Below are 20,974 nucleotides of genomic sequence, written 5' to 3'. Positions count from 1 at the left end.
AATTAGTTCACAATGCCATTTTTGACTGAAATCAGGCAAAATTCCGATCTTACGAGGGGATAGCATGTTCTAGAACCCTGCTTTTCCTTCATTATCTTCTATTTTCCCTGCTTTTCTAAGTATTATGAGAAAACGAGTCATCAACCAAAAAAAGGAAGCGCTTAATTTTCCTGCGCTTCCTCTTTTGCATTTAATGACTGTAAAATTTCTTGCGCTAACTTCTCACCAATACCTGCAGCTTTAAAATCTTCAGGCGATGCTTCCTTGATTTTTTTCAGGGAACCAAAGTGCTGAAGCAATGCTTTTCTTCGCTTCTCGCCAATACCTGGAATGGTATCTAATTGCGATGCAATCATCGATTTCGATCTCACTTCGCGATGGAATGTAATCGCAAATCGATGCACTTCATCTTGAATCCGGTGCAGCAAATAAAATTCCTGCGAATCGCGCGGCAAAGGAACGACTTCGGGAGGGTTACCGATAAGCAGCTCTGACGTTTTGTGCTTATCATCTTTTTTCAACCCACAGACCGGAATGTAGAGTCCAAGCTCATTTTCAAGTACATCTGATGCTGCTGACATATGCCCTTTACCACCATCAACGATAATCAAGTCAGGCATTGTCAGGTTTTCCTTTAGCACCCGCTCGTACCTGCGGCGAATGACTTCACGCATGGATTCATAATCATCAGGACCTTCGACTGTCCGAATTTTGTATTTGCGATATTCTTTGCGATCCGGTTTACCATTGGTAAAGACGACCATCGCCGAAACCGCATTGGTACCCGCAATATTCGAATTATCAAACGCCTCAATCCGATTCACAGACGCTAGACCTAGAGATTCTCCGAGATTCGCTGCCGCTTTCACCGTACGTTTCTCATCCCGCTCCAACATGCGGAATTTTTCTTCCAAGGCTACTTTGGCATTATCCGTTGCCATATCAACCATCTGCTTCTTCAAACCGCGCTGCGGGAACATCACTTTTACTTTCAACCAACTTTCAAAGGCTTGTTTGATGTCCACCTCTTCTTCATCAGATGGCTGCGGTAAAAATATCTCTTTTGGCAGTGCAGGGTTCTCACTATAAACTTGTGTCACATACGTAATAAAGTCATCATAGGCATCCCCATAGAACGGGAATAGCGAAACATGTCGCTCAATCATTTTTCCTTGACGCATATATTGAATTTGTACGCTCATCCAGCCCTTATCTACGACATAACCGAATACATCCCGATCCGTTGCATCCAATGTCGTGATTTTCTGCTTCTCCATGACCGCATCGATGCTCTGGATTAGATCCCGATACTCCTTCGCACGCTCGAACTGAAGCTCATCTGAAGCTTGAAGCATTTTCTCAGTTAGATCCTGCTTCACCGCATCCGATCCTCCATTAAGAAAACGCGTAATCTCACTTACCAGCGCCTCATTCTGCGCCGCAGTGACTTCATAAGCACAAGGAGCCAGGCATTGACCCAAGTGATAATATAAGCATACTTTATCAGGCAGTGTGCTGCATTTGCGAAGTGGATATAATCGATCGAGCAGCTTCTTTGTTTGCTGAGCAGCGAATGCATTCGGATAGGGACCAAAGTACTTGCCTTTGTCTTTAAGCACTCGTCTTGTCACTTCAAGACGTGGATGCTCATGCCCTGTAATTTTGATATAAGGAAATGTTTTGTCATCTTTAAGCAGCACATTGTAGCGTGGCTGATGCTGTTTAATTAAATTGCATTCTAAAATAAGGGCTTCCATATTGCTGGAAGTTACGATGTATTCAAAGTCACGGATATCAACAACAAGTCGTTGCGTCTTCGCACTATGTGAACCTGTGAAATAGGAGCGCACCCGATTTTTCAGTACTTTGGCTTTTCCCACGTAGATAATGGCGCCATCACTGTTCTTCATCAGATAACAGCCTGGCTTATCAGGAAGCAGTGAAAGCTTGTGTCGAATCGCTTCTTTATACTGCAAATCCTGCGGCTCGTTATTCGATTCTTGCATGTGCGTCCCCTCCCTTACAAGCGATGTTAATTTAATTTTAACAGAAAAAACGTCAGTTCTCACTCCTTAAAATAATAGAAAAAAGCTTCCAATTAAAAAGCCCTTCTCCTAAAGACTTAGGAAAAGGGCGGTATAGATCATTCTATAGACGATATATTATGCGTGGCGCTCAAGTACACTCTTAAGAGCGTCTTTGGATTGCAAACCAACTAATTTATCAACGGGTTGACCGTCTTTGAATACGATCAAAGTTGGGATACTCATTACGCCAAAACGAGCAGCGGATTCAGCATTATCATCCACGTTTACTTTCGCAATTTTATTGCTTACTTCTTGTGAAAGTTCATCCAAAATTGGAGCGATCATCTTACAAGGTCCGCACCATGGTGCCCAGAAGTCAACTAATACAGTGCCTTCACTTTCAACTTCTGTTTTAAACGTTTGGTCTGTCACATTTACTATTGCCATGGATGTCTCCTCCTTGATTATAAAAAAAATAATTCTTTTTTTGTAATAACGACTTTTTTGCCGTCAATATGTAAAGTATACCACAAAGAGACTTGTTTTCAACCGAACAAACTCCCGTAAAAAAATGGTCATGTGCGCTACTTCATTGACGTTTGCAATTTTGTCACTTTCCTCTTCTTTACAATAGTTGGCTTCTATTAGTATACTTAAAGCAAAATGTACGTGTCAGGAGGATTTACGATGAGCCAAATCAGGAACCCCGAACAGCATGTTAACGAAGAGCCGCGTAACGATTTTATGGATCTCATGAAAGGTTTCGGTGGATTTTTCGGTTTTCTCTTCCTTATCTTTGTTGTAGGTGTAGTAATTAAATTAATGATCGATTAATTTCCTACATAAAAAGAGACCTCCTGCTTCTTGCAGCGAGGTCTTTTTTCGCAATATTCACTAAGATTGTCCGCGCTTATTCGCTCCCAATACTTCAACCGCTTCGACAAATGGTCGAATTCGATCCATAATCCGCTGTCCTTTATGCTCTTCATCACCATCTTTATTCGTAAACGACAAATGCTTCTCCAAGCTGTCTAAATCATAATTGGAAGTGAAGAAAGTCGGTTTACGATTCATTCGATAATTCAAAATCGCACCTATCACGTGGTCACGAAGCCATGGATTCAAATTTTCCGCACCGATATCATCAAAGATCAAAATATCTGTATCTTTGAGCGCTTCGATTGTTTCACGAAGTGCCTGCGCATCGCCGAACATCCCTTTAAGATCTTCTGCAAAATCTGGCATGTACACGATCGCTCCTGTATGGCCTTCTTTTGCAAGCTTGTGCAGCATATAGCACATTAAGAACGTTTTCCCTGTACCAAAGGAGCCGTATAGATATAAACCTTTCTTCTGCAAGCCTTCCTCGGTCGTTTGAATGATATAATCTTGAATTTGATCCACAGCTTTCGCGCGTTCAAAATCTTTTTCGACAATCTGTGAGAATGAATGGTTCTCCAAGATCGCTTTATCATCCACATGAAAAGTCCGTATTCTAGATCGGAGTGTAAGCTCAGCCGCATGCGCAAGCTGTTTCTTACAAGCCGCTTTCGTCTCATGTATATAGGCGTAAGTTCCCTGATGTTCGACTGTAAGAACGGCATAATGGCCGGTTAGATCATTCGGGCATCGATCAAGTCCCGGACAATTCGAGCAGTTCTTATATTCTTTTACACACTGATATAAACGGTTCATATTCACTCTTAATGTATGATCATCAAGTTCAGGATGTTTTTGACGAAATTTGATGATTAGCGGATCTTGCAAAATTTTTTGGACACGCTCTTCGCCACTTTTCATAAACGGTTCTTCGGCAAATTGTTTCAAAATCTGCGACAATGATTCCAATCCACTCACCCCCTCTTTCGTCATTTAATCCTTGTATTTTTCATCTAATTTCCGAGCCTTGCTTAGAATCGCTTCAAGTTCTGCGTCTGTAGGTTTCTGTGTTTGTTTGCTTCCCGTTGCAATCGGGATTCGAGGCTTTTGCACCTTAGCAGCGGCGGCGCCTCTACCTACTCTACCGCCTGTCTTCGACTTGGCATTTGCCCGCTCTTTCGCTTCCATTGCCTTTGCTACAGCAAGTTCACGGGTGCGAATGCGTGCTTTGACGTAGCTGACAGCAGCTTCGAATGTTGTAACTCCTTTTCCAATCATATCAGATGCAACATCCTCAAGTCGAAATTTCTCCCATGAGCGATTATCAATATGCGTAAAATGAATCAGGACATTCACGACTTCATCCGCCATACCATACACTTTATGAATACGAAGGAAAGTTTCTCGAATTTGTGGTGGAATTATCCCTTGTGGAATGAACGTCTCTAATACTTTTGTATAAGGCTGGTTGCGCAAGAACACGTTATACTGCTGAATATCATTGCACTCCTCTAAGAGAAAGGCAGGAACATCTAAACAGTGACTGAGTGAAACCGGCTTCTCAATTGGAACACTTTGCTCGGCTGCATGATTAGAGGCAGCTTGCATGTCTTCTTTTCTGCCCATCAGCATGACAGCTGAATCCTTACGTTTCTCACCTTGCAAATAAAGAAGGGTGGCTTCTTCCTCCAGCACCGCTTTTTGCAAATTGCCTTGTTTATCGAAAATATCTTGTTTATCCAATAAACGTCGTAAATCGACAATGTCTAAATTATATTTGGACGCGACAAAATTAATTAATACCATCTGCTCAGGCTGTCGGTTTAATTGCTCGACAAATACGCGATTCTCTGAGGAGAAAGGGAACGATGCGATAATATCCGCATAATCAATATTCCCAACATCACTCGAAAAGCTGCGTAACGCGTCTCCCATTGACTTTGTCGCCGCTGCTTCCTGTAATGCTTTTTCGAGTTCAATATCAACGCCATGTGGACTTGGACGGAATAAATCGTAGAAAGACACCGATAAATCTTCGCCAGGGGCATTTCCAATTCGATCTAGCTTCGGCATCAGTAATTCATCCCGTAGAGCAAGTACGAGATGCTTACCCACTTTATCATGCAGGGCTAACATAAGGTGATCACTATGGAAGAACTCATAGGGAGACAGGGGTGGTGTTAATATATATTCGAAAAAAGGATCTTCATCCGGATGATCGTATCTACGCAACGTTTGCAGCAATCCAACTGCTTCAAGCTTTGAAGTTAAATCAATCAAGCTCTTACGTCCACGTTCACCTTGTTCTAAATCAAGATTAAGAAATAGCTTTCGCTGCTGCTCAAGCGCGGAGTAGCCCGCTTTATCTGCTGGAACTTGTCCATAAAAGGTATGAAAAAGAGCTGTGGCCAGCCCACCGATAATAGGCTGATAGGCACTGGATAACATCCTTAACTGCAAGGGACTCATTGCAAAATCTCGGTACACACAGAACCGGTGCTTTTCAGTAAATTGCAGCATATTTGAAATCCTCATGTCACACCTCCTCTTTGATCTGTGTTATTCGCCGTTCAACAATCTATTCTTTTTATTCTATCATATGATCATCTTGAAAGATAAAGAAAAAAGCTTCCTATTGGAAGCTGAGCTTGAAGCAGAGTTTTTGGACATGCATCCCGCCTTACTTAGAACATTTTGAAACCTTTGACGCGCAACGAACGAATCGTTAGTCCGCTTAAGTAAGCACCAGCGATACCACCAAAAGTTGCTAGGTAATCTGGAACACCATACTTACTGATTTGTCCAGCAAAATCACCCCAACCCTGGTAGATTAATAAACCAATGATGAGAGCTATAAACATATACATTGGAAGCCAAGTTGTTTTGATCAACATGTTTAGGATAAAACCTAGGCCGAAGAACAAAACAAACATTAATACGATCACGATAAATGTTTGAATCATTTGAAAAAACCTCCCGTATAAAAGACCTACTCTTTATTGTAAAACACGTCACCTGCAAGGTAAAGTGTACACTATTTGAACATTGTTTTGTCACAGCACGTTCATTGTAACCCTTCAATTAATTGGATACAATGATAAAGGTCAATAATTGAAATAGGAATAAAGATATATTAACAAGGAGGTTTTTCATATGAGTGAACCCGCCCAAACGTTAGAAGGATGGTACGCCCTGCACGATTTTCGTTTAATCGATTGGATTGCTTGGAATGCAGCAACACCAAAGGAACGTAAGGCTGCTGCGGATGAATTAACTTCATTCCTAGCTGATTGCCGTACTGTTGAGAATGACAAGCTTGGTTCCACTGCCTTTTACAGCATCGTTGGACAAAAGGCTGACTTCGTATTCATGCACTTACGCGAGACTCTTGAAGAGCTTAATGCGCTGGAGACACGCTTTAATAAATCATTATTTGCACAGTTTACGATACCAACGTATTCTTACGTTTCAATCGTAGAACTTAGTGCTTACTTAGCTAAACCAGGAACTGATCCAATGCAAGATCCAGATATTTTGACACGTTTGAAGCCGACTTTGCCACAAGCGAATCATATCTGTTTCTACCCGATGAACAAGCGTCGTGATGGTGAAGACAACTGGTACATGCTTGACATGGCAGACCGTTCTAAATTCATGCGTTCACACGGTATGATTGGTCGCAATTATGCAGGCAAAGTGAAGCAAATTATTACAGGCTCAGTTGGATTCGATAATTGGGAATGGGGCGTTACATTGTTCGCTGACGATGCCCTTCAGTTCAAGAAGCTTGTCTATGAAATGCGCTTCGATGAAGTCAGTGCTCGCTTTGGTGAGTTCGGAGATTTCTACGTCGGTAACCGCCTAGATGAATCCAAACTTGAGCAGTTGCTAGACGTTTAATTTTTATAACAAAAACATAAAAAGTCTTACCTTCGGCATACACCTCTGGTAAGACTTTTCTTATCTCAATTACGTGTAGTTAGTCGTCATCTTCATCTGCGATGGCACGAAGCTGCGCTTCCATTTCTGCTTTACGTGCTAAATACTCTTCGGTATCGCGATCACGCTGACGTCCCTTATCCTTCAAGCGTTCAATGGCTGGGAGAATAAGTATGTCGATTTCCTTTTGAACGATAGCGACAAGATCATATCGATTTTGCGATTCGAGAAAATGACCAACATCAAACAAAGCATTGTATCGATCCAGCTCGTCTCGAGTGAGTAGACCTCTAACCTGCACACTACAGTGACGCATAATTAGAGAATTTTACCTTTCTTAATAACGAGCGGCAATCCACCAATAATGAACAAGTATCTGTTATCGATCACTTTCTTCATCAATGCAGCGATGTTACCTTTAATTTTACGAGTTCCAACAACACCTACTGCTTCGCCTTTACCTAAAGATGCCACAACACCTTTGTTCACGAATGTAAATGTTTTTAACTCAGAACCACGGATAGATGCGATCAAGTTTTGCGAACATACAACACCTTGTTGGCAAGCAATTTGTGCTGTTGGTGGATATGGTCTATTTTCCGGGCTAATCACGAGTGATGAATCACCAAGAACGAAAATGTTATCATGGCCTGGCGCACGTAGGAATTCATCAACTTTAATACGTCCACGCATGGTTTCGAATCCAGCTTCATCAAGTAGATGATTACCACGGATACCGCCTGTCCAAATGACTGTTCCAGCTTTAATGAACTCGCCACCAGCAATCGTTACACCTTCAGTTGTACATTCTTGAATGGCTGTCGCAATTTTAAATGTTACACCTTTATCACCAAGAACGCGCATTGCATATTCAACAAGTTCAGGATCAAAACCAGGAAGTGCAGTTGGAGCAGCTTCAATGTTGATAATTTGAACTAGACCTGGATCTACGTCAAATTCTTTGCACAATTCTGGAACACGGTCAGCAAGCTCACCTAAGAACTCGATACCTGTAAAGCCAGCACCACCCACGACAATTGTCAAAAGCTCAGGACGTTCAGGCTCACGCTTGTATTTCGCGAATTGATACTCAATATGCTCACGAATATGACGAACGGAGTTGATACTGCGAATGTTCATCGCGTTTTCTTTCAAACCTGGAATACCAAAAGTTTCAGGCTCGCCACCAAGACCAATAACTAAATAGTCATAGGAAAGTGTGCCATCTTCTAATGTAATCTTTTTGTCTTCCAAGTTAATGTTTGTAACCGTTGATTTGACAAAATCAATTTTGAATTCATCAATCAACTTCGTAATATTAACGCGCGAATCATCTGGATTACCAGTGCCCGCAGCAGGGATATGCAGGGATGTAGTGATATAATGATAATCGTGTTTGTTCACCAATGTTACATCAGCTTCATTGTAATTTAATGATTTTTGTAAACGCAATGCGGTTACGACACCGCCATACCCTGCTCCTAAAATAACGATCTTAGGTATTCTGCTCATATTCTCCCACTTCTCCAATTTGTTGTATTTTTTGTTATGTGAAAATTTACACATTGTTACTTAAAATTATTTACTCTTATTATGCAATTTATCATAGCAATTTTAAAGATCAAGAGGAAAGGTAAATTATTCCATCGATTAGATAAAGTCCAAAGTGTATCATATAATTTCCTTTTATAAATATCAAGGCTTTTTTCTGATATTAAATAAAATCTATTTTATTTTCTTGCTACTAAGATTTATAATGAATAATTGATGTGCTATTCCCTTCGGAGGTGTTTCTATTGACAGACATTCAGAACGACGACAATCAATTAGTAGATATTATTATTATTGGTGGTGGACCCGCTGGTATGTTCGCGGCGTTCTACGGTGGAATGAGACAAGCTTCAGTAAGAATCATCGAGAGTATGCCACAGCTAGGCGGACAGCTTGCAGCGTTGTATCCTGAAAAATATATTTATGATGTTGCCGGTTTCCCTAAGGTGACCGCTCAAAATTTGGTCGATAACCTAAAAGAGCAAATGAAGCTGTTTCCAGATCTACAAATATGTCTAGAAGAGAAAGTCGTTTCTGTTGCAAAAAAAGAAGAGCGTTTATTTGAAGTTACAACAGATAAAGGCGTACACTATAGCCGCTCCATTATTATATCTGGAGGCGTTGGCGCATTCGAACCGCGTCGTCTTGAGCTTCCTGAAGCCCCACAATACGAAAAGAAAAACTTGCAATATTTCATTAGTGATCTAAATGCTTATGCAGGTAAAAAAGTACTGATCTCCGGCGGCGGCGACTCTGCTGTTGACTGGGCGCTTATGCTTGAACCCATTGCTGAACAAGTTACACTCATTCACCGCAGAGACAAGTTCCGTGCACACGAACATAGTGTTGAGAATTTGATGAATTCCAAAGTGAACGTTGTCACACCTAAAGAAATCACGAAACTCCACGGTGCTGATCAAATTGAACAAGTAACGCTTGCTGACTGTAAAACAGGTGAAGAAGTAACAATTGATGTGGATGCAGTAATCGTCAACTTCGGTTTTGTATCTTCCCTTGGACCGATTGCAGAGTGGGGACTTGAAATCGATAATGGCTCCATCGTTGTTGATTCACGTATGGAAACAAGCATTCCAGGTATTTTTGCAGCTGGAGATATCACGACTTATCCGGGTAAATTGAAACTCATTGCAGTTGGATTTGGTGAAGCACCTACCGCTATTAATAATGCTAAAGTGTACATCGATCCAAAAGCGAAGTTATCCCCAGGACACAGCTCCAATTTAAAGTTCTAATTCATTGTAACAAATAGCTTCCAATAAAAAAGGGTATTCTATCCTTGTTCGATCAAATCGATTACAAGGAGGAATACCCTTTGTCTTATTTTTGCGAAGTATGTAATGGTCTAGAGAATCTCACTGCTTCTTGCCCACATTGTCATGCTGAAGCTCAGGACTTTGGTCCATATAACGATTATTTAGGACCCTATGCTCCGTATCGATCGATGGATGTATTATCATTCACCAATGGATTAGCTGATCTGCAGCAGCACACTTGTGTCCACATGATGAGTTGTCCTCTTTGTGACCATACCTTCCAATTATCTGTGTATGTGCGTTCTTACTAGTTTTAATCTACGCCGCTTGATCTCGGTCAACAAAAGATCAATAAATTCGTTCTCTAGCTGTAAATCGACAGCCTGATAAAAGGAACTGAGAAGCATTTCGTCACTTATTATTCTCAAATTAACCACCTTTTTCCATTTAAAGTATCATCATACTATCACGATCAAAAAAATAGAACAAGCTGAGCTTATCCACAGAATATTGTGAATATTTTGTTGATTAATTGTTGATAATTGTCTAAATCCTTGTTAATCCACTGGGGGTTATGTGGATAAGAATTATGCACAAGCTGTGAATTATTTTGATGATTAAAAAATATAATTTAAAACCTTGTCTTGAATAGGTTTTTTTATTGAAGAAAATAAAAAAACCTCTTGAATCGTGCAGGAAACCTACACGGACTCAAAAGGTTAGTCTCACCTTATTTAATCACACTTTTCAGGTGCGCCTTCTTCTTCCTTATGCTTAAAGGACTGTCCACAACCACAAGATGCAACTGCATTCGGGTTATCAATTGTAAAGCCCCCGCCCATTCCTGCATCTTTAAAGTCGATCTCAACACCGTACAAATATTTAGCGCTATCTTCGTCTACGACTACTTTTAAACCATGCAATTCGAATTCTTTATCTGATGGTACTTGCGCATCGTCAAATCCCATTCCATAAGAAAAACCGCTGCATCCACCTGCAGTTACGCCTAAACGTAAGAACAAGTTGGGCAATTCTTCAGCGGCTAACATTTCTTTTATTTTATCGGCTGCAGCAACGCTAATTTGAATCATGGGTAAGTCCCTCCTATCACACATTTTATTTCTTACCTTCAGTATACCCTGAATTAAAAAGAGGCTCAAGGGACGATAATCGTCATATTAATCCTTGTACAGGTGTAAGGAAGTGATATAGTATTCCATCAATAAACAATCTAACCTTTTACTACAAATTTGAACTTCTGGGTGAAGTAAATCATATTTGGTTCCGAGCAATACCATATGACTTCGCATATTTTCGATTTGTTTATTCAGATCAATAAGCAACTCTTTCTTATCTATGATCCCCAGCACTCTCCATCACCTTTACACAAAATATGATCTCCGTACCAACCTACATAATGTCAAAGTATACAGGAAATTCTGACATATTGGAATCCAGAAATCCACTTTTTTCATATATTTTCCCTAATATTTGACGTCATATGCTCACAACATACATAGAAAATGTCAACAGTTCTGTATTGCCCCACTTTATTGATAGGTTTATAATAGGATGGATTATTTAAGTACGATTGAACCATTGGATAATGGATTGATAAACGAAATGAAGGAGGCTAAGTGATGAGTATAATCCTGAGCAGCCCTGACCAAAGAATGACTGAGATTTCAGAGAAAGTTAAGCGTGGAGAGCGCTTATCGAAAGAGGACGGCTTATACCTATACCAATCTGACGATTTACTTACGATTGGACAATTAGCGAATATGGTTAACCTGCGTATGAATGGAAAGAAAGTGTATTTCATTGAAAATATGAGCCTTTATTTCACAAATGTGTGTGAAGCACACTGCGCATTTTGCCATTTCCGCCGTGATGAAGGTGAAGAAGGGGCTTATACCCTTACAGCAGAAGAAATATTCCCATTCATCGATCAGCACTACCACCCAAATATGAGAGAATTCCATATTACAGGCGGACATAACCCGAATGTGTCGTTTGACTACTATGTGGAATGTATTCGTGGTTTGAAAAAGCAGTATCCAAATGTGGAGATTAAGGCGCATACTGCAGCTGAAATCGAATTCTTCTCTCGCATATCTGGTTTGAGCTACAAAGAAGTGCTAGAAACCTTGATTGAAGCAGGGCTTGGAACACTTACTGGTGGAGGCGCTGAAATCTTATCTGAACGTTACCGCAAGAAAATGGGCGTTGGTAAAGCAACAACAGATCAATGGCTCGAAGTGCAACGTGTCGCTCACAGCCTTGGCATGAAAACGCATGCAACCATGCTTTATGGATCAATTGAAACAATGGAAGAACGCATTGAACATATGATGCAGCTTCGTGAACTTCAAGATGAGACTGGTGGCTTCCTTGTATTTATTCCTAACTCTGTTCAACCTGCATCCGTTAATGCAAGTATCAAACGCCGTGTATCGGCTTGGGACGAGCTAAAGACGATTGCCATCTCGCGCTTAATGGTTGACAACATTCAACATATTAAAGCATATTTCATTAATATGGGAACGAAGATTACTCAAATTTCCCTAGCGTTTGGAGCTTCTGACGTACACGGTACGATTGTTGAGGAGCGTATTTCTCATGCCGCAGGAGCGACATCCCCTGAAGGTCTGACGAAAGATGAGTTAATTTGGCTTATTAAAGGCGCTGATCGCATTCCAGTTGAACGCGATACGTTCTATAACGAAGTAAAAACTTACTAATAGATACAGAGTGTGTTCTTATGAACACACTTCCAACAAGATTCAGATTGGGGAAGGATACGACATATGAAGAAGTTTGTTATTCTCGGCGGAGGGTATGGAGGACTTGCAATTGCACATCAACTACTGGAAAAAGATTTACCTGATGATACGGTTATTGTCCTCGTAGATCGCATGCCATTTCAAGGTCTCAAAACCGAGTATTATGCTCTAGTTGCAGGCACTGTAGCAGAGACGAGTCTACGCACACCTTTCCCTGATGATCCTAGGCTGATACTGAGCTATGGTGAAGTAACAGGTGTAGATCTGGAGAACAAACAAGTATTATTCGCGGGTAAAGAACCGCTTGATTATGATTGGCTTACGATTGGCCTAGGTTGTACAGATAATTATCATGGGATTATCGGTGCGGATCAATACACCAATTCGATTCAATCCTTCTCACAAGCACGTAAAACGTACCAGAACATTAATGATGTAAACCCCTATGGTCAAGTGACAATTGTTGGTGGTGGATTAAGTGGCGTTGAGGTTGCCGCTGAACTTCGTGAAAGTCGTCCTGATCTGAATATCCGCATACTGGATCGCGGATCAAGTATTCTGTCAGCATTCCCGAGCAAACTTCAAGAATTCGTGCGCAGCTGGATGATCCAACACGATATCGAAATGCGCTCACACATCTCCCTATCGCGTCTAGAAGGTTGTGAATTGTACAATGGGGATGAAATTATCCTAACCGATACGACGCTTTGGACAGCTGGGATTAAACCAAGTCCCATTGTCGAAGCATTGCAAGTTCCAAAAGACAAGCAGGGTCGGGTAGTGATTAATGAATACCATCAAATACCCGCGTATACAGAAGTGTTTGTAGTTGGGGATTGCGCCTCACTGCCTTTCTCCCCGAGTGGTCAAGCAGCTGGAGCGCAGGGCAAACAAATTGCAGATATTATGGGCGCCATCTGGCGTAACGAAACGCCGCGTGTCGGTCAGATTAAGCTAAAAGGTGTGCTTGGTTCACTAGGGAAGAAAACTGGATTTGGTATTATGGGTAAACGTACCGTAATGACTGGAATGGTACCTCGTGTTCTAAAAAATGGGGTGCTATGGAAATCCAAACACCATTTTGGCTAATCCAAGCAAGTATTACTCAAATAAATTGTCCCATTCTTCTATCTCTTTAATTTTACGTAAGATTTCTTCGTATAATTCATCAGCTGTGGCTGCAACAACGGTTTCACCGTTTACAAGTGCATAGGGACTTAAATAACAGCCCCCACAGTTGCCAAGGCAACCGTATTCAAGGACATCATAGTCTGGATTTTCCTCCAACTTCTTCATGACTTTATCGGTACCGTGGTGCATGTTGGATGCGCAAAATTCAATTATCGGTCTCATAACTTGTCCACCTTCAAGGAAATAATAATTAAGTATCGCACAGGACAATAGATATTTTCAATTGGGAGTTGGATGTAATATAATAATGAGTAAGAAGGGAGTTGGAAAATATGTCTGAAAACACACAAAATGTGAGTCAATATGATGAAGTTCTTGAGGTTCTTGATAAGCTCCGCCCATTCTTGCAACGTGATGGCGGTGATGTTGAGCTAGTAGATGTAGAAGACGGTATTGTAAAGCTTCGCCTTATGGGCGCTTGTGGATCTTGCCCAAGTTCGACAATCACGCTTAAAGCAGGTATCGAGCGCGCATTGGTTGAAGAAGTAGAAGGTATTCACGAAGTTGTTCAAGTATTCTAATGATTGACCAACATATAAATGGAGTGCAAGCTGTTAACAGCATTGCACTCCTTTTTTTAATTCGCCCATTGATAGGTCTTATCTGTAAGTTCAAATTTATCCTTAATGCCCGTAGTTGCATACACTTTATTGTCAGTTGTAATAAATAATGCTTCTACCCCATCAAGTGAATTCATTAATTTCAATCCCTCATCTACTCCTAAAGTAAAGGCAGTTGTCGATAACGCATCTGCATCCGTAGAGTGTTTTGTCACGATCGTAACACTGTTTATATTATTTTTCACAGGATAGCCTGTATGCGGATCTAAAATGTGATGGTAATGTACACCATTTTCAACGAAAAAGCGCTCATAAACCCCCGAAGTTACTACGGTTTGGTCTGTAATTTTCATCTTTCCAATTTGGTTCCCACGCGTTTCATTTGGATCTTGAATGCCAATATTCCATGGTTGGTCACCGACTTTGGAACCAACTGCATAAATATTTCCACCCAAATCAATAATAGCACTATCCATCCCATGATCTTTTAAATATTCGGCAAGCTTATCCGCTGCATAGCCTTTTCCAATACCTCCAAGGTCGATACTCATGCCTTCTTTGGTAAGTTTGATGGTGTGATTGGCTTCATCTAAAATGACTTCTTTATAGTTGACAAGGGTAGCTGCATGCTCAATATCGCTTTTCTTTGGAACATGTGCACCTTCTTTACCAATCTGCCATAGGTCAACAAGTGGTCCAATGGCGAAGTCAAAGTTACCTTTTGACAGTTCGGAGTAAGTGTATGCTTTTTTTACGACATCAAATGTATCTTTGGATACTTGAACGGCCTCTTTACCCGCTTGATGATTCACATTGTACAACTCACCCGCTTCATGCTCACGATTTAGCTTAGTATCAATATCTTTCATGAGCGCGTGCATTTCTGCAAAATGCTGATCGGTTACTTTCTTGCTGTATACCTTTAAAGTCACTAATGTATCAAAAATAAAGTACGATTCAACACGGGGTTGATCCGTCTTATCGCTTGCAGCCGCACCCTTGTTAGTGCCGCATGCACTAATGAGAAGCATAGATACACATACGAACATAATTAGCCATTTTTTGATTCTTAGTTGAGTACCCATAGATGTCCTCCAGCGTTCCATATTTGGGGTCATTTTAGCAAACATTATTTAGACAGAGTATGACGGATGTCACAGCCAAAACGTATTTTACAAAAATGGCTATGGGTTTCTTCATAGCGAGTTACACTAAATTCGTGTATAATGATGATTGATTTTAAGTATGTACATTTTTTCACATATTATTTAGATTGTACAAAACTAGAAGTAGAGGTAATGGATATGAAACTTAAACGTGGTGATATGATCCTCATCGCAGTTGTTCTAATTGGTGCACTGATTTTTATGGTTCCCCGTTTTTTTGCTGGAGATGACAGTGGAAAACTACAAAACATGAATACTTTTGCCAAAATATCTGTGGATGGTAAACCATTTAAGACCGTTGAATTGACTCAGGAAGAGCAGTTCATTGAAGTCAAAACAGACCGTGGATACAATAAGCTGCGTATTCATGATCATGGTATTGAAATGGCAGAAGCTGATTGTCCAGATGAAGTTTGTTTTACTTTCGGGCATATTACCAAACCTGGGCAAACCATCGTCTGTCTTCCTAATCGGGTTCTTGTGGAAATCATCGGTAAGACCAAAGGAGATGATCTGGATGCCGTCGTCAAGTAACGATTCTTCAACTGCTTTAAAAAAAGTCATTATTCTAGCGATATTTGCCGCTGTGGCAGTTGTCCTCAGTATCGTGGAAGCGATGATTCCAGTTAATTTCTCGATACCTGGTGCCAAGCTCGGTCTGGCTAACATCATGGTACTGACTTGTTTATATTTCCTAAACGGTAAAGACACACTAACACTTGTCATCTTAAAAACACTGCTTACTGCCTTCATATTCGGTACGTTTTCCAGTTTCATGTTCAGTTTCTTTGGCGCTATGGCTAGCTTCATTGTCATGTTCGTGTTAATGAAAATTGGACGTAAGCAGCTCAGTCTAATCGGGATCAGTATCGTTGGCGGACTTGCTCACAATTTCGGGCAGTTAGCGGCAGCGATGATCGTTCTTAAGAGCAGTGCGATCTTTTACTATTTGCCAGCGTTAATGTTGACGGGTATTGCGACGGGTATTTTTGTCGGAATCGCAGTGAAGTATTTGGTCACATCATTATCCAAGCTATCCCTATTCGAAACATTCATACCTGAATAATCAATTACAAGAACAAGAAAGGGGATATCCATGAAGCTACCCATTATCCAAATGGAGCATGTTTCATTCGCCTACCGCGGTGAAGAGCCCCTTATTCAAGATGTGACTCTCTGTATTCCTGCAGGGCAATGGGTAACCATTGTCGGGGCAAACGGCAGCGGAAAATCTACGCTTGTGAAGCTGCTTAATGCTCTTTTACTTAAAAATGCTGGACAAATTCACATTTGTGGCACCGAATTAGTGGCAGAAAGCAAGTATGAAATTCGAAAGCAGATCGGCTTTATTTTTCAAAACCCTGATAATCAATTTATTGGACAAACCGTAAGGGATGACATGATATTCGGTTTAGAAAACTTAGCATTATCCAAAGCAGAAATGGAAGATAGGCTTCAATTATACGCTTCTAAAATGAAAATAACTCATCTGCTAGATAAGCACCCTGGGCAATTATCTGGCGGACAAAAGCAGCGTGCAGCGATTGCTGCCATCTTGGCGATGGAACCGAAAATCATTATTTTCGATGAGGCGACTTCCATGCTTGATGAACTGGCTACGGGTGAAGTTATAGCCATCATGCAGGAAATGCATCGGAGTGGAAAATATACATTGATCTCAATTTCGCATGATATGGATGAGATCGCAGCATCTGATCGCGTACTTGCTATGGAGCGAGGCACTATTATCGCAGATGCAGCTCCGGCAGATATTTTTAACCGACAAGATCTGATGCAAAAATGCCGATTAAAGCCTCCTTTCATCTATCAGTTAAAGGAAGAACTGCATAAACGCAATATTTCAATCGGCAATCCAACTAATGATAAAGAATTGGTGAGCGCACTATGGCAATTATATTCCAACATGTAACACATACTTATTCAACAGACCCGCTTCACACGTTTCTTGGGCTTGATGATGTCAATTTAACACTTGATGAAGGTCGATTCGTCGGGATCATTGGGGCATCTGGATCAGGGAAATCAACTTTGCTTCAGCATTGTAACGGCATCTTATTGCCAACTGATGGAACGATTCAAATTATGGATTATGAAATTCGCTCCGGGCAGAAACTAAAGTCATTTCGAGATCTTCGCAGACGTATAGGTCTTGTGTTTCAATTTCCTGAACAGCAAATTTTTGAAGATACGGTGGAGAAAGAATTGATATTTGGTCCCCGAAATTTTGGGGCGTCCGAAGATGAAGCAAAAGAACTCGCACAAAAGGCTTTACTTACTATGGGACTTCCACTCTCTTTACTTCAAAGAAACCCACTGCAATTAAGCGGTGGACAGATGCGTAAAGTTGCAATTGCATCGATACTTGTCATGGATCCGGATCTGATCTTACTAGATGAGCCTACAGCCACACTTGATCCAAAAAGTCGAGATGAGCTTATTGAATTGCTTTATCGTCTATGCAAAGAACATCACAAAACAATTATGATCGTGACCCATCGTACAGATGAGATTATGGATTATGCTGATGAATGGATCGTGATGAAAGAAGGAACAGTCGCCTATCAAGGGGATACGCAAGGTCTCTATGAGCAGATCAAACATGGCGAGCATCTGGATATTGTATTGCCAAAGCCGCTTCGATTCTGGCAACAATTCGAAGAACAATTCTCCCTGTCATGCCCTATCCATCATTACTCTGCTGAGCAGCTTGCCGAGCACATTAGCCAAGTCGTTCATGCCAAAGGAGCATCAGCATGCAGCAAAGATTAATAATCGGGAGATATATCGATACAGCTTCTTGGGTTCATCATCTGGATCCCCGATGCAAAATGACGGCTATGCTGCTTTACGCGATTAGCGTCATTCTGATCAACTCGTGGTCATCCTTGCTAATAATAGCAGTGCTTTCGTTGATCATTATGACCAGCACGAAGATTCCACTCAAGCTGTTTGCAAGAGGGGTAAAGCCACTTGCACCGCTCATTATTTTCATGATGCTGTTTCAGTTCTTTTTCTTCAACGAAGGGTCACTAGTCTTCTCTTGGGGATTTATTCATCTATACACAGAAGGTATCTCTCGAGGTTTACTTGCAGCAGGTCGAATGATCTTATTCGTTTCCTTTACGGCTATTCTAACGTTTACCACTACACCTGCAAAGCTAACACAAGGAATAGAAGGTATTCTTCAGCCATTTAAGATCCTCGGAGTCTCTCCACAAAAAATTGCACTTATGATCAGCATTGCACTTCGCTTTATTCCGACGATCTTGGATGAAGCTCAAAAAATTGTTAAAGCACAGGCTTCACGTGGTGCAGATATCAAAGATTTATCTTGGAAAGATAAAGGAAAAATGGCAATTGTACTGCTTGTTCCTGTCATGGTCAGTGCATTTAAGCGAGCAGAAGATCTGCTTAATTCCATGGAATCTCGAGGATTCCAATTAGGAGTACCACGATCAAGTTATTATAAGTTAACCTGGCACCGTCAAGATACCGCATTTATTATCCTTATGATCCTGACAATGATCGGTGTGATTTGCTTTTAAATTCTTGTCTGTGATATTTTTCACATTTGAATAGTAGTTATTCATTTATAATTAATACAAGGTAAGAAAAAATATAGAGATATATACAAGGAGGAACCTACCTTGGCACGTTATTTTAATGGAAAAGAAGTTGAACTCCTCGCTCCTGTCGGCACATTCGACATTTTTGAAACCGTTATTCATACAAAATGTGATGCCGTATATCTAGGTGGACCAAGTCTCAATATGCGTATGATGCGTAAAGGCTATAACTTCTCTTATGAAGAGATTGAGAAAGCGATTCAAATTGCACACGACCTTGGTAAAAAGGTTTATATAACAGTTAACAACTTATTGAATGAAAGTGATTTGGAAGAAGCAAGATCCTACCTCCAATTCCTTGATCGCGTACAGCCTGATGCCATTATTTCACAAGACTTTGCCATATTTGCCCTTATAAAAGAAATGAATTTAAACATTAACATTCATGCTTCAGTCATGATGAACGTGCACAATTTAGAGATGATTGAGGCGCTAAAAGAACTTGGCGTGACGCGCGTTGTGACTTCCCGTGAGCTTGATCTTCAGACGGTGAAGATGCTTCAAACCACTTCTGGAATGGAGATCGAATACTTTGTCCATGGCGATATGTGCTCAGTTAATGGTGCAAACTGCTTCACAAGCTCCATGATGTTCGGATTCAGTAGTAATCGTGGTAAATGCTTGAAACCATGTAGATGGGAGTATCGCATTAAGAAAGACGGTTATGTCTTCCCTACCGAATATCCACTGGCAGCCAAAGACATGTATATGTATGAGCATATTCCTGAACTTATCGAAGCCAATATTACTTCTTTCAAAATCGAAGGACGGATGCGTGATAAAGAGTTCCTAACGATGCTGGTTAACAGCTATGGGGATGCGATTGATCGTTATATCGAAGATCCAATTGGCTTTAATCGTGGACAAGATCGTGCCCTATTATCCGAAAACCGTAAACGCGACTTCTCTACGGCGTATGCCTTCGGTAAACCAGGTCTTTCTAACATTAACCGTCGTTATGAAGGGACAGGGAAATTCTACAGTACCGGAAAAGTATTCAGTACACCTACCGAAGAGCGTGAGATTTCTGAGGAACGCATTAGCAGCCTCAAAGAAATATTTGCAACGCGGGACGAAACTGCTACACATCCAGACATCAAGCCAGGTGAACTGTGCGTGCGTGTAAACAACATGGACCAAGCTAAGATGGCAATTGTCGAAGGTGTTGAGCATATTTACTTATCTGGTGATGTGTTTATGCCTGATCTACCATTTTCCAAAAAAGATATCGAGACCCTTACTACGATGAAAGGGAAATCGAAAATTTACTTGGGTATGCCAAGAATGATGAACGAAATGCAATTTGATCAATATGATCAACTGCTATCCCATAATAAGCTGGATCTTGATGGTTTGCTCGTAACCAATGTCGGAGCCATGTACAAATTCAAGAAATACGGTTATACACTCATCGGTGACTTTAACCTGAATATCTTCAATCATCTTGCAGCAAAAAAATATGAGGAATTCGGAGCTGAACGCCTTGTCGCGTCACTTGAATTGCCAATTGTAAATTTCAAAGCCCTTATCGAACATTCTGAAGTTCCACTTGAAGTCGTTGTACACGGATCACCTGTTACGATGTACCTTGAACATGACCTGTATGACAATTCGGATGTCCTTCAACCGATTGCGGAAGAAGATAATAAATTTGTAGACAATCAATTTTTAGTTCTTCTTACGGACAAGGGAGAAAATCCCGTATACCGAGATCATCACGGTAAGAACCATCTAACACTCGCGAAAGAATTGTGCTACTTGCCACTTCTGAAAGAAATGAGTCATGCGGGTGTATCCCACTTCCGTATTGAAGGCTGTACGTATAAAACGGATGAACTCCGCACCATTATTCAAGCTTATAAACAGGCGCTAGCAGTTCCTGATGAAAGTGAACGTATTTTCGCAGAAATGAAGCCTGTGTATGCAGGTTATACGCTTGGGACATTGCAGTTTTAAT

General features: G+C 40.9%; 25 protein-coding genes. 13 read left to right on the top strand and 12 right to left on the bottom strand.

Annotated features, from left to right (window positions below; genetic code table 11):
* Positions 1-161: 161 nt before the first annotated feature.
* Together uvrC and trxA are read right to left on the bottom strand one after the other, a co-directional pair.
* Complete coding sequence (uvrC, locus tag ACSBOP_RS05120) at positions 162-2,006, bottom strand: excinuclease ABC subunit UvrC (RefSeq protein ID WP_442603363.1); 1,845 nt, start codon at positions 2,004-2,006, stop codon at positions 162-164.
* A 156-nt stretch (positions 2,007-2,162) separates the two neighbouring features.
* Positions 2,163-2,474, bottom strand: coding sequence for a thioredoxin (gene trxA / locus ACSBOP_RS05115; RefSeq protein ID WP_442603362.1), 312 nt, complete (start codon positions 2,472-2,474; stop codon positions 2,163-2,165).
* A gap of 240 nt (positions 2,475-2,714) precedes the next feature.
* On the opposite strand from trxA, the gene ACSBOP_RS05110 reads away from it, so the two are divergent.
* A complete protein-coding gene (locus tag ACSBOP_RS05110; RefSeq protein WP_442603361.1) occupies positions 2,715-2,861 on the top strand; it encodes a YqzM family protein in 147 nt (48 codons plus the stop codon).
* A gap of 60 nt (positions 2,862-2,921) precedes the next feature.
* Here ACSBOP_RS05110 and dnaI read toward each other — a convergent pair whose 3' ends face one another.
* The 3 genes from dnaI to ACSBOP_RS05095 all read right to left on the bottom strand — a co-directional run bounded on the left by dnaI (position 2,922) and on the right by ACSBOP_RS05095 (position 5,869).
* A complete protein-coding gene (gene dnaI / locus ACSBOP_RS05105; RefSeq protein WP_442603360.1) occupies positions 2,922-3,875 on the bottom strand; it encodes a primosomal protein DnaI in 954 nt (317 codons plus the stop codon).
* Positions 3,876-3,899: 24 nt separating this feature from the next.
* Positions 3,900-5,441: a helicase DnaB gene (locus tag ACSBOP_RS05100; protein WP_442603359.1), complete on the bottom strand. Its 1,542-nt coding sequence runs from the start codon at positions 5,439-5,441 to the stop codon at positions 3,900-3,902.
* Positions 5,442-5,590: 149 nt separating this feature from the next.
* Positions 5,591-5,869, bottom strand: coding sequence for a YuiB family protein (locus ACSBOP_RS05095; protein WP_442603358.1), 279 nt, complete (start codon positions 5,867-5,869; stop codon positions 5,591-5,593).
* 190 nt (positions 5,870-6,059) lie between these two features.
* Between ACSBOP_RS05095 and hemQ the strand changes: the two genes are divergently transcribed.
* Positions 6,060-6,806, top strand: coding sequence for a hydrogen peroxide-dependent heme synthase (gene hemQ, locus ACSBOP_RS05090; protein ID WP_442603357.1), 747 nt, complete (start codon positions 6,060-6,062; stop codon positions 6,804-6,806).
* 79 nt (positions 6,807-6,885) lie between these two features.
* On the opposite strand, the gene ACSBOP_RS05085 is transcribed toward hemQ, so the two are convergent.
* Together ACSBOP_RS05085 and ACSBOP_RS05080 are read right to left on the bottom strand one after the other, a co-directional pair.
* Positions 6,886-7,161, bottom strand: coding sequence for a hypothetical protein (locus tag ACSBOP_RS05085; protein WP_442603356.1), 276 nt, complete (start codon positions 7,159-7,161; stop codon positions 6,886-6,888).
* 2 nt (positions 7,162-7,163) lie between these two features.
* Complete coding sequence (locus ACSBOP_RS05080; RefSeq protein WP_442603355.1) at positions 7,164-8,357, bottom strand: NAD(P)/FAD-dependent oxidoreductase; 1,194 nt, start codon at positions 8,355-8,357, stop codon at positions 7,164-7,166.
* Positions 8,358-8,710: 353 nt separating this feature from the next.
* Here ACSBOP_RS05080 and ACSBOP_RS05075 point away from each other — a divergent pair, with 353 nt between their 5' ends.
* Both ACSBOP_RS05075 and ACSBOP_RS05070 read left to right on the top strand, forming a co-directional pair.
* Entirely contained in the window at positions 8,711-9,649 is a 939-nt protein-coding gene (locus ACSBOP_RS05075; protein ID WP_442604385.1) for an NAD(P)/FAD-dependent oxidoreductase, read from the top strand.
* An 80-nt stretch (positions 9,650-9,729) separates the two neighbouring features.
* A complete protein-coding gene (locus ACSBOP_RS05070) occupies positions 9,730-9,981 on the top strand; it encodes a hypothetical protein (RefSeq protein ID WP_442603354.1) in 252 nt (83 codons plus the stop codon).
* On the opposite strand, the gene sda is transcribed toward ACSBOP_RS05070, so the two are convergent.
* The 3 genes from sda to ACSBOP_RS05055 form a co-directional block, all read right to left on the bottom strand.
* Positions 9,955-10,077, bottom strand: coding sequence for a sporulation histidine kinase inhibitor Sda (sda, locus tag ACSBOP_RS05065; protein WP_442604384.1), 123 nt, complete (start codon positions 10,075-10,077; stop codon positions 9,955-9,957). The genes ACSBOP_RS05070 and sda overlap by 27 nt on opposite strands.
* Before the next feature lie 327 nt (positions 10,078-10,404).
* Positions 10,405-10,761 carry a HesB/IscA family protein gene (locus tag ACSBOP_RS05060; RefSeq protein ID WP_442603353.1) on the bottom strand — a complete coding sequence of 119 codons (357 nt, stop codon included), beginning with the start codon at positions 10,759-10,761 and terminating at the stop codon, positions 10,405-10,407.
* 87 nt (positions 10,762-10,848) lie between these two features.
* A complete protein-coding gene (locus ACSBOP_RS05055; protein WP_442604383.1) occupies positions 10,849-10,968 on the bottom strand; it encodes an aspartyl-phosphate phosphatase Spo0E family protein in 120 nt (39 codons plus the stop codon).
* Between the two features lie 342 nt (positions 10,969-11,310).
* On the opposite strand from ACSBOP_RS05055, the gene mqnE reads away from it, so the two are divergent.
* Together mqnE and ACSBOP_RS05045 are read left to right on the top strand one after the other, a co-directional pair.
* Positions 11,311-12,411, top strand: coding sequence for an aminofutalosine synthase MqnE (gene mqnE / locus ACSBOP_RS05050; protein WP_442603352.1), 1,101 nt, complete (start codon positions 11,311-11,313; stop codon positions 12,409-12,411).
* Positions 12,412-12,477: 66 nt separating this feature from the next.
* Positions 12,478-13,542 (top strand): NAD(P)/FAD-dependent oxidoreductase, encoded by a 1,065-nt coding sequence (locus tag ACSBOP_RS05045; protein ID WP_442603351.1) that lies wholly within the window; start codon positions 12,478-12,480, stop codon positions 13,540-13,542.
* A 12-nt stretch (positions 13,543-13,554) separates the two neighbouring features.
* Here the strand turns inward: ACSBOP_RS05045 and ACSBOP_RS05040 are convergent, their stop codons facing one another.
* Positions 13,555-13,806 carry a YuzB family protein gene (locus ACSBOP_RS05040; protein WP_442603350.1) on the bottom strand — a complete coding sequence of 84 codons (252 nt, stop codon included), beginning with the start codon at positions 13,804-13,806 and terminating at the stop codon, positions 13,555-13,557.
* Positions 13,807-13,916: 110 nt separating this feature from the next.
* On the opposite strand from ACSBOP_RS05040, the gene ACSBOP_RS05035 reads away from it, so the two are divergent.
* Positions 13,917-14,165 (top strand): NifU family protein, encoded by a 249-nt coding sequence (locus ACSBOP_RS05035; RefSeq protein ID WP_442603349.1) that lies wholly within the window; start codon positions 13,917-13,919, stop codon positions 14,163-14,165.
* Positions 14,166-14,221: 56 nt separating this feature from the next.
* On the opposite strand, the gene ACSBOP_RS05030 is transcribed toward ACSBOP_RS05035, so the two are convergent.
* Positions 14,222-15,289 carry an FAD:protein FMN transferase gene (locus ACSBOP_RS05030; RefSeq protein ID WP_442603348.1) on the bottom strand — a complete coding sequence of 356 codons (1,068 nt, stop codon included), beginning with the start codon at positions 15,287-15,289 and terminating at the stop codon, positions 14,222-14,224.
* A gap of 219 nt (positions 15,290-15,508) precedes the next feature.
* On the opposite strand from ACSBOP_RS05030, the gene ACSBOP_RS05025 reads away from it, so the two are divergent.
* The 6 genes from ACSBOP_RS05025 to ACSBOP_RS05000 all read left to right on the top strand — a co-directional run bounded on the left by ACSBOP_RS05025 (position 15,509) and on the right by ACSBOP_RS05000 (position 20,973).
* Positions 15,509-15,904 carry a NusG domain II-containing protein gene (locus ACSBOP_RS05025; protein WP_442603347.1) on the top strand — a complete coding sequence of 132 codons (396 nt, stop codon included), beginning with the start codon at positions 15,509-15,511 and terminating at the stop codon, positions 15,902-15,904.
* A complete protein-coding gene (locus tag ACSBOP_RS05020; protein ID WP_442603346.1) occupies positions 15,888-16,436 on the top strand; it encodes a Gx transporter family protein in 549 nt (182 codons plus the stop codon). Before ACSBOP_RS05025 ends, ACSBOP_RS05020 begins: the two co-directional genes overlap by 17 nt.
* A 30-nt stretch (positions 16,437-16,466) precedes the next feature.
* Positions 16,467-17,300, top strand: coding sequence for an energy-coupling factor transporter ATPase (locus tag ACSBOP_RS05015; RefSeq protein ID WP_442603345.1), 834 nt, complete (start codon positions 16,467-16,469; stop codon positions 17,298-17,300).
* The gene (locus ACSBOP_RS05010) at positions 17,276-18,160 is read left to right on the top strand and encodes an ATP-binding cassette domain-containing protein (RefSeq protein WP_442603344.1); all 885 of its coding nucleotides are present in this window, start codon (positions 17,276-17,278) and stop codon (positions 18,158-18,160) included. The genes ACSBOP_RS05015 and ACSBOP_RS05010 overlap by 25 nt, the downstream gene beginning before the upstream one ends.
* On the top strand, positions 18,145-18,936 hold the full coding sequence (locus tag ACSBOP_RS05005; RefSeq protein ID WP_442603343.1) for an energy-coupling factor transporter transmembrane component T family protein: 792 nt from the start codon (positions 18,145-18,147) through the stop codon (positions 18,934-18,936). The genes ACSBOP_RS05010 and ACSBOP_RS05005 overlap by 16 nt, the downstream gene beginning before the upstream one ends.
* A 102-nt stretch (positions 18,937-19,038) precedes the next feature.
* Complete coding sequence (locus ACSBOP_RS05000) at positions 19,039-20,973, top strand: peptidase U32 family protein (RefSeq protein ID WP_442603342.1); 1,935 nt, start codon at positions 19,039-19,041, stop codon at positions 20,971-20,973.
* The last annotated feature ends 1 nt before the right edge of the window (position 20,974 follow it).

It is taken from the genome of Paenibacillus sp. KN14-4R (assembly GCF_052180255.1).
Lineage (GTDB): Bacteria > Bacillota > Bacilli > Paenibacillales > NBRC-103111 > Paenibacillus_AM.
Note: the sequence above shows the minus strand (reverse complement) of the source record. Positions and strands in the feature narration are given on the sequence as shown.

Coding starts and splice junctions, on each gene's coding strand:
- ACSBOP_RS05040 (WP_442603350.1), bottom strand. CDS start 13,806: ATGAGACCGATAATTGAATTTTGCGCATCCAACATGCACCACGGTACC.
- ACSBOP_RS05095 (WP_442603358.1), bottom strand. CDS start 5,869: ATGATTCAAACATTTATCGTGATCGTATTAATGTTTGTTTTGTTCTTC.
- ACSBOP_RS05005 (WP_442603343.1), top strand. CDS start 18,145: ATGCAGCAAAGATTAATAATCGGGAGATATATCGATACAGCTTCTTGG.
- ACSBOP_RS05015 (WP_442603345.1), top strand. CDS start 16,467: ATGAAGCTACCCATTATCCAAATGGAGCATGTTTCATTCGCCTACCGC.
- ACSBOP_RS05045 (WP_442603351.1), top strand. CDS start 12,478: ATGAAGAAGTTTGTTATTCTCGGCGGAGGGTATGGAGGACTTGCAATT.
- ACSBOP_RS05020 (WP_442603346.1), top strand. CDS start 15,888: ATGCCGTCGTCAAGTAACGATTCTTCAACTGCTTTAAAAAAAGTCATT.
- ACSBOP_RS05010 (WP_442603344.1), top strand. CDS start 17,276: ATGGCAATTATATTCCAACATGTAACACATACTTATTCAACAGACCCG.
- uvrC (WP_442603363.1), bottom strand. CDS start 2,006: ATGCAAGAATCGAATAACGAGCCGCAGGATTTGCAGTATAAAGAAGCG.
- ACSBOP_RS05055 (WP_442604383.1), bottom strand. CDS start 10,968: ATGGTATTGCTCGGAACCAAATATGATTTACTTCACCCAGAAGTTCAA.
- mqnE (WP_442603352.1), top strand. CDS start 11,311: ATGAGTATAATCCTGAGCAGCCCTGACCAAAGAATGACTGAGATTTCA.
- ACSBOP_RS05060 (WP_442603353.1), bottom strand. CDS start 10,761: ATGATTCAAATTAGCGTTGCTGCAGCCGATAAAATAAAAGAAATGTTA.
- hemQ (WP_442603357.1), top strand. CDS start 6,060: ATGAGTGAACCCGCCCAAACGTTAGAAGGATGGTACGCCCTGCACGAT.
- ACSBOP_RS05030 (WP_442603348.1), bottom strand. CDS start 15,289: ATGGGTACTCAACTAAGAATCAAAAAATGGCTAATTATGTTCGTATGT.
- ACSBOP_RS05075 (WP_442604385.1), top strand. CDS start 8,711: ATGTTCGCGGCGTTCTACGGTGGAATGAGACAAGCTTCAGTAAGAATC.
- ACSBOP_RS05085 (WP_442603356.1), bottom strand. CDS start 7,161: ATGCGTCACTGTAGTGTGCAGGTTAGAGGTCTACTCACTCGAGACGAG.
- ACSBOP_RS05110 (WP_442603361.1), top strand. CDS start 2,715: ATGAGCCAAATCAGGAACCCCGAACAGCATGTTAACGAAGAGCCGCGT.
- trxA (WP_442603362.1), bottom strand. CDS start 2,474: ATGGCAATAGTAAATGTGACAGACCAAACGTTTAAAACAGAAGTTGAA.
- sda (WP_442604384.1), bottom strand. CDS start 10,077: ATGCTTCTCAGTTCCTTTTATCAGGCTGTCGATTTACAGCTAGAGAAC.
- ACSBOP_RS05035 (WP_442603349.1), top strand. CDS start 13,917: ATGTCTGAAAACACACAAAATGTGAGTCAATATGATGAAGTTCTTGAG.
- ACSBOP_RS05100 (WP_442603359.1), bottom strand. CDS start 5,441: ATGAGGATTTCAAATATGCTGCAATTTACTGAAAAGCACCGGTTCTGT.
- ACSBOP_RS05025 (WP_442603347.1), top strand. CDS start 15,509: ATGAAACTTAAACGTGGTGATATGATCCTCATCGCAGTTGTTCTAATT.
- ACSBOP_RS05080 (WP_442603355.1), bottom strand. CDS start 8,357: ATGAGCAGAATACCTAAGATCGTTATTTTAGGAGCAGGGTATGGCGGT.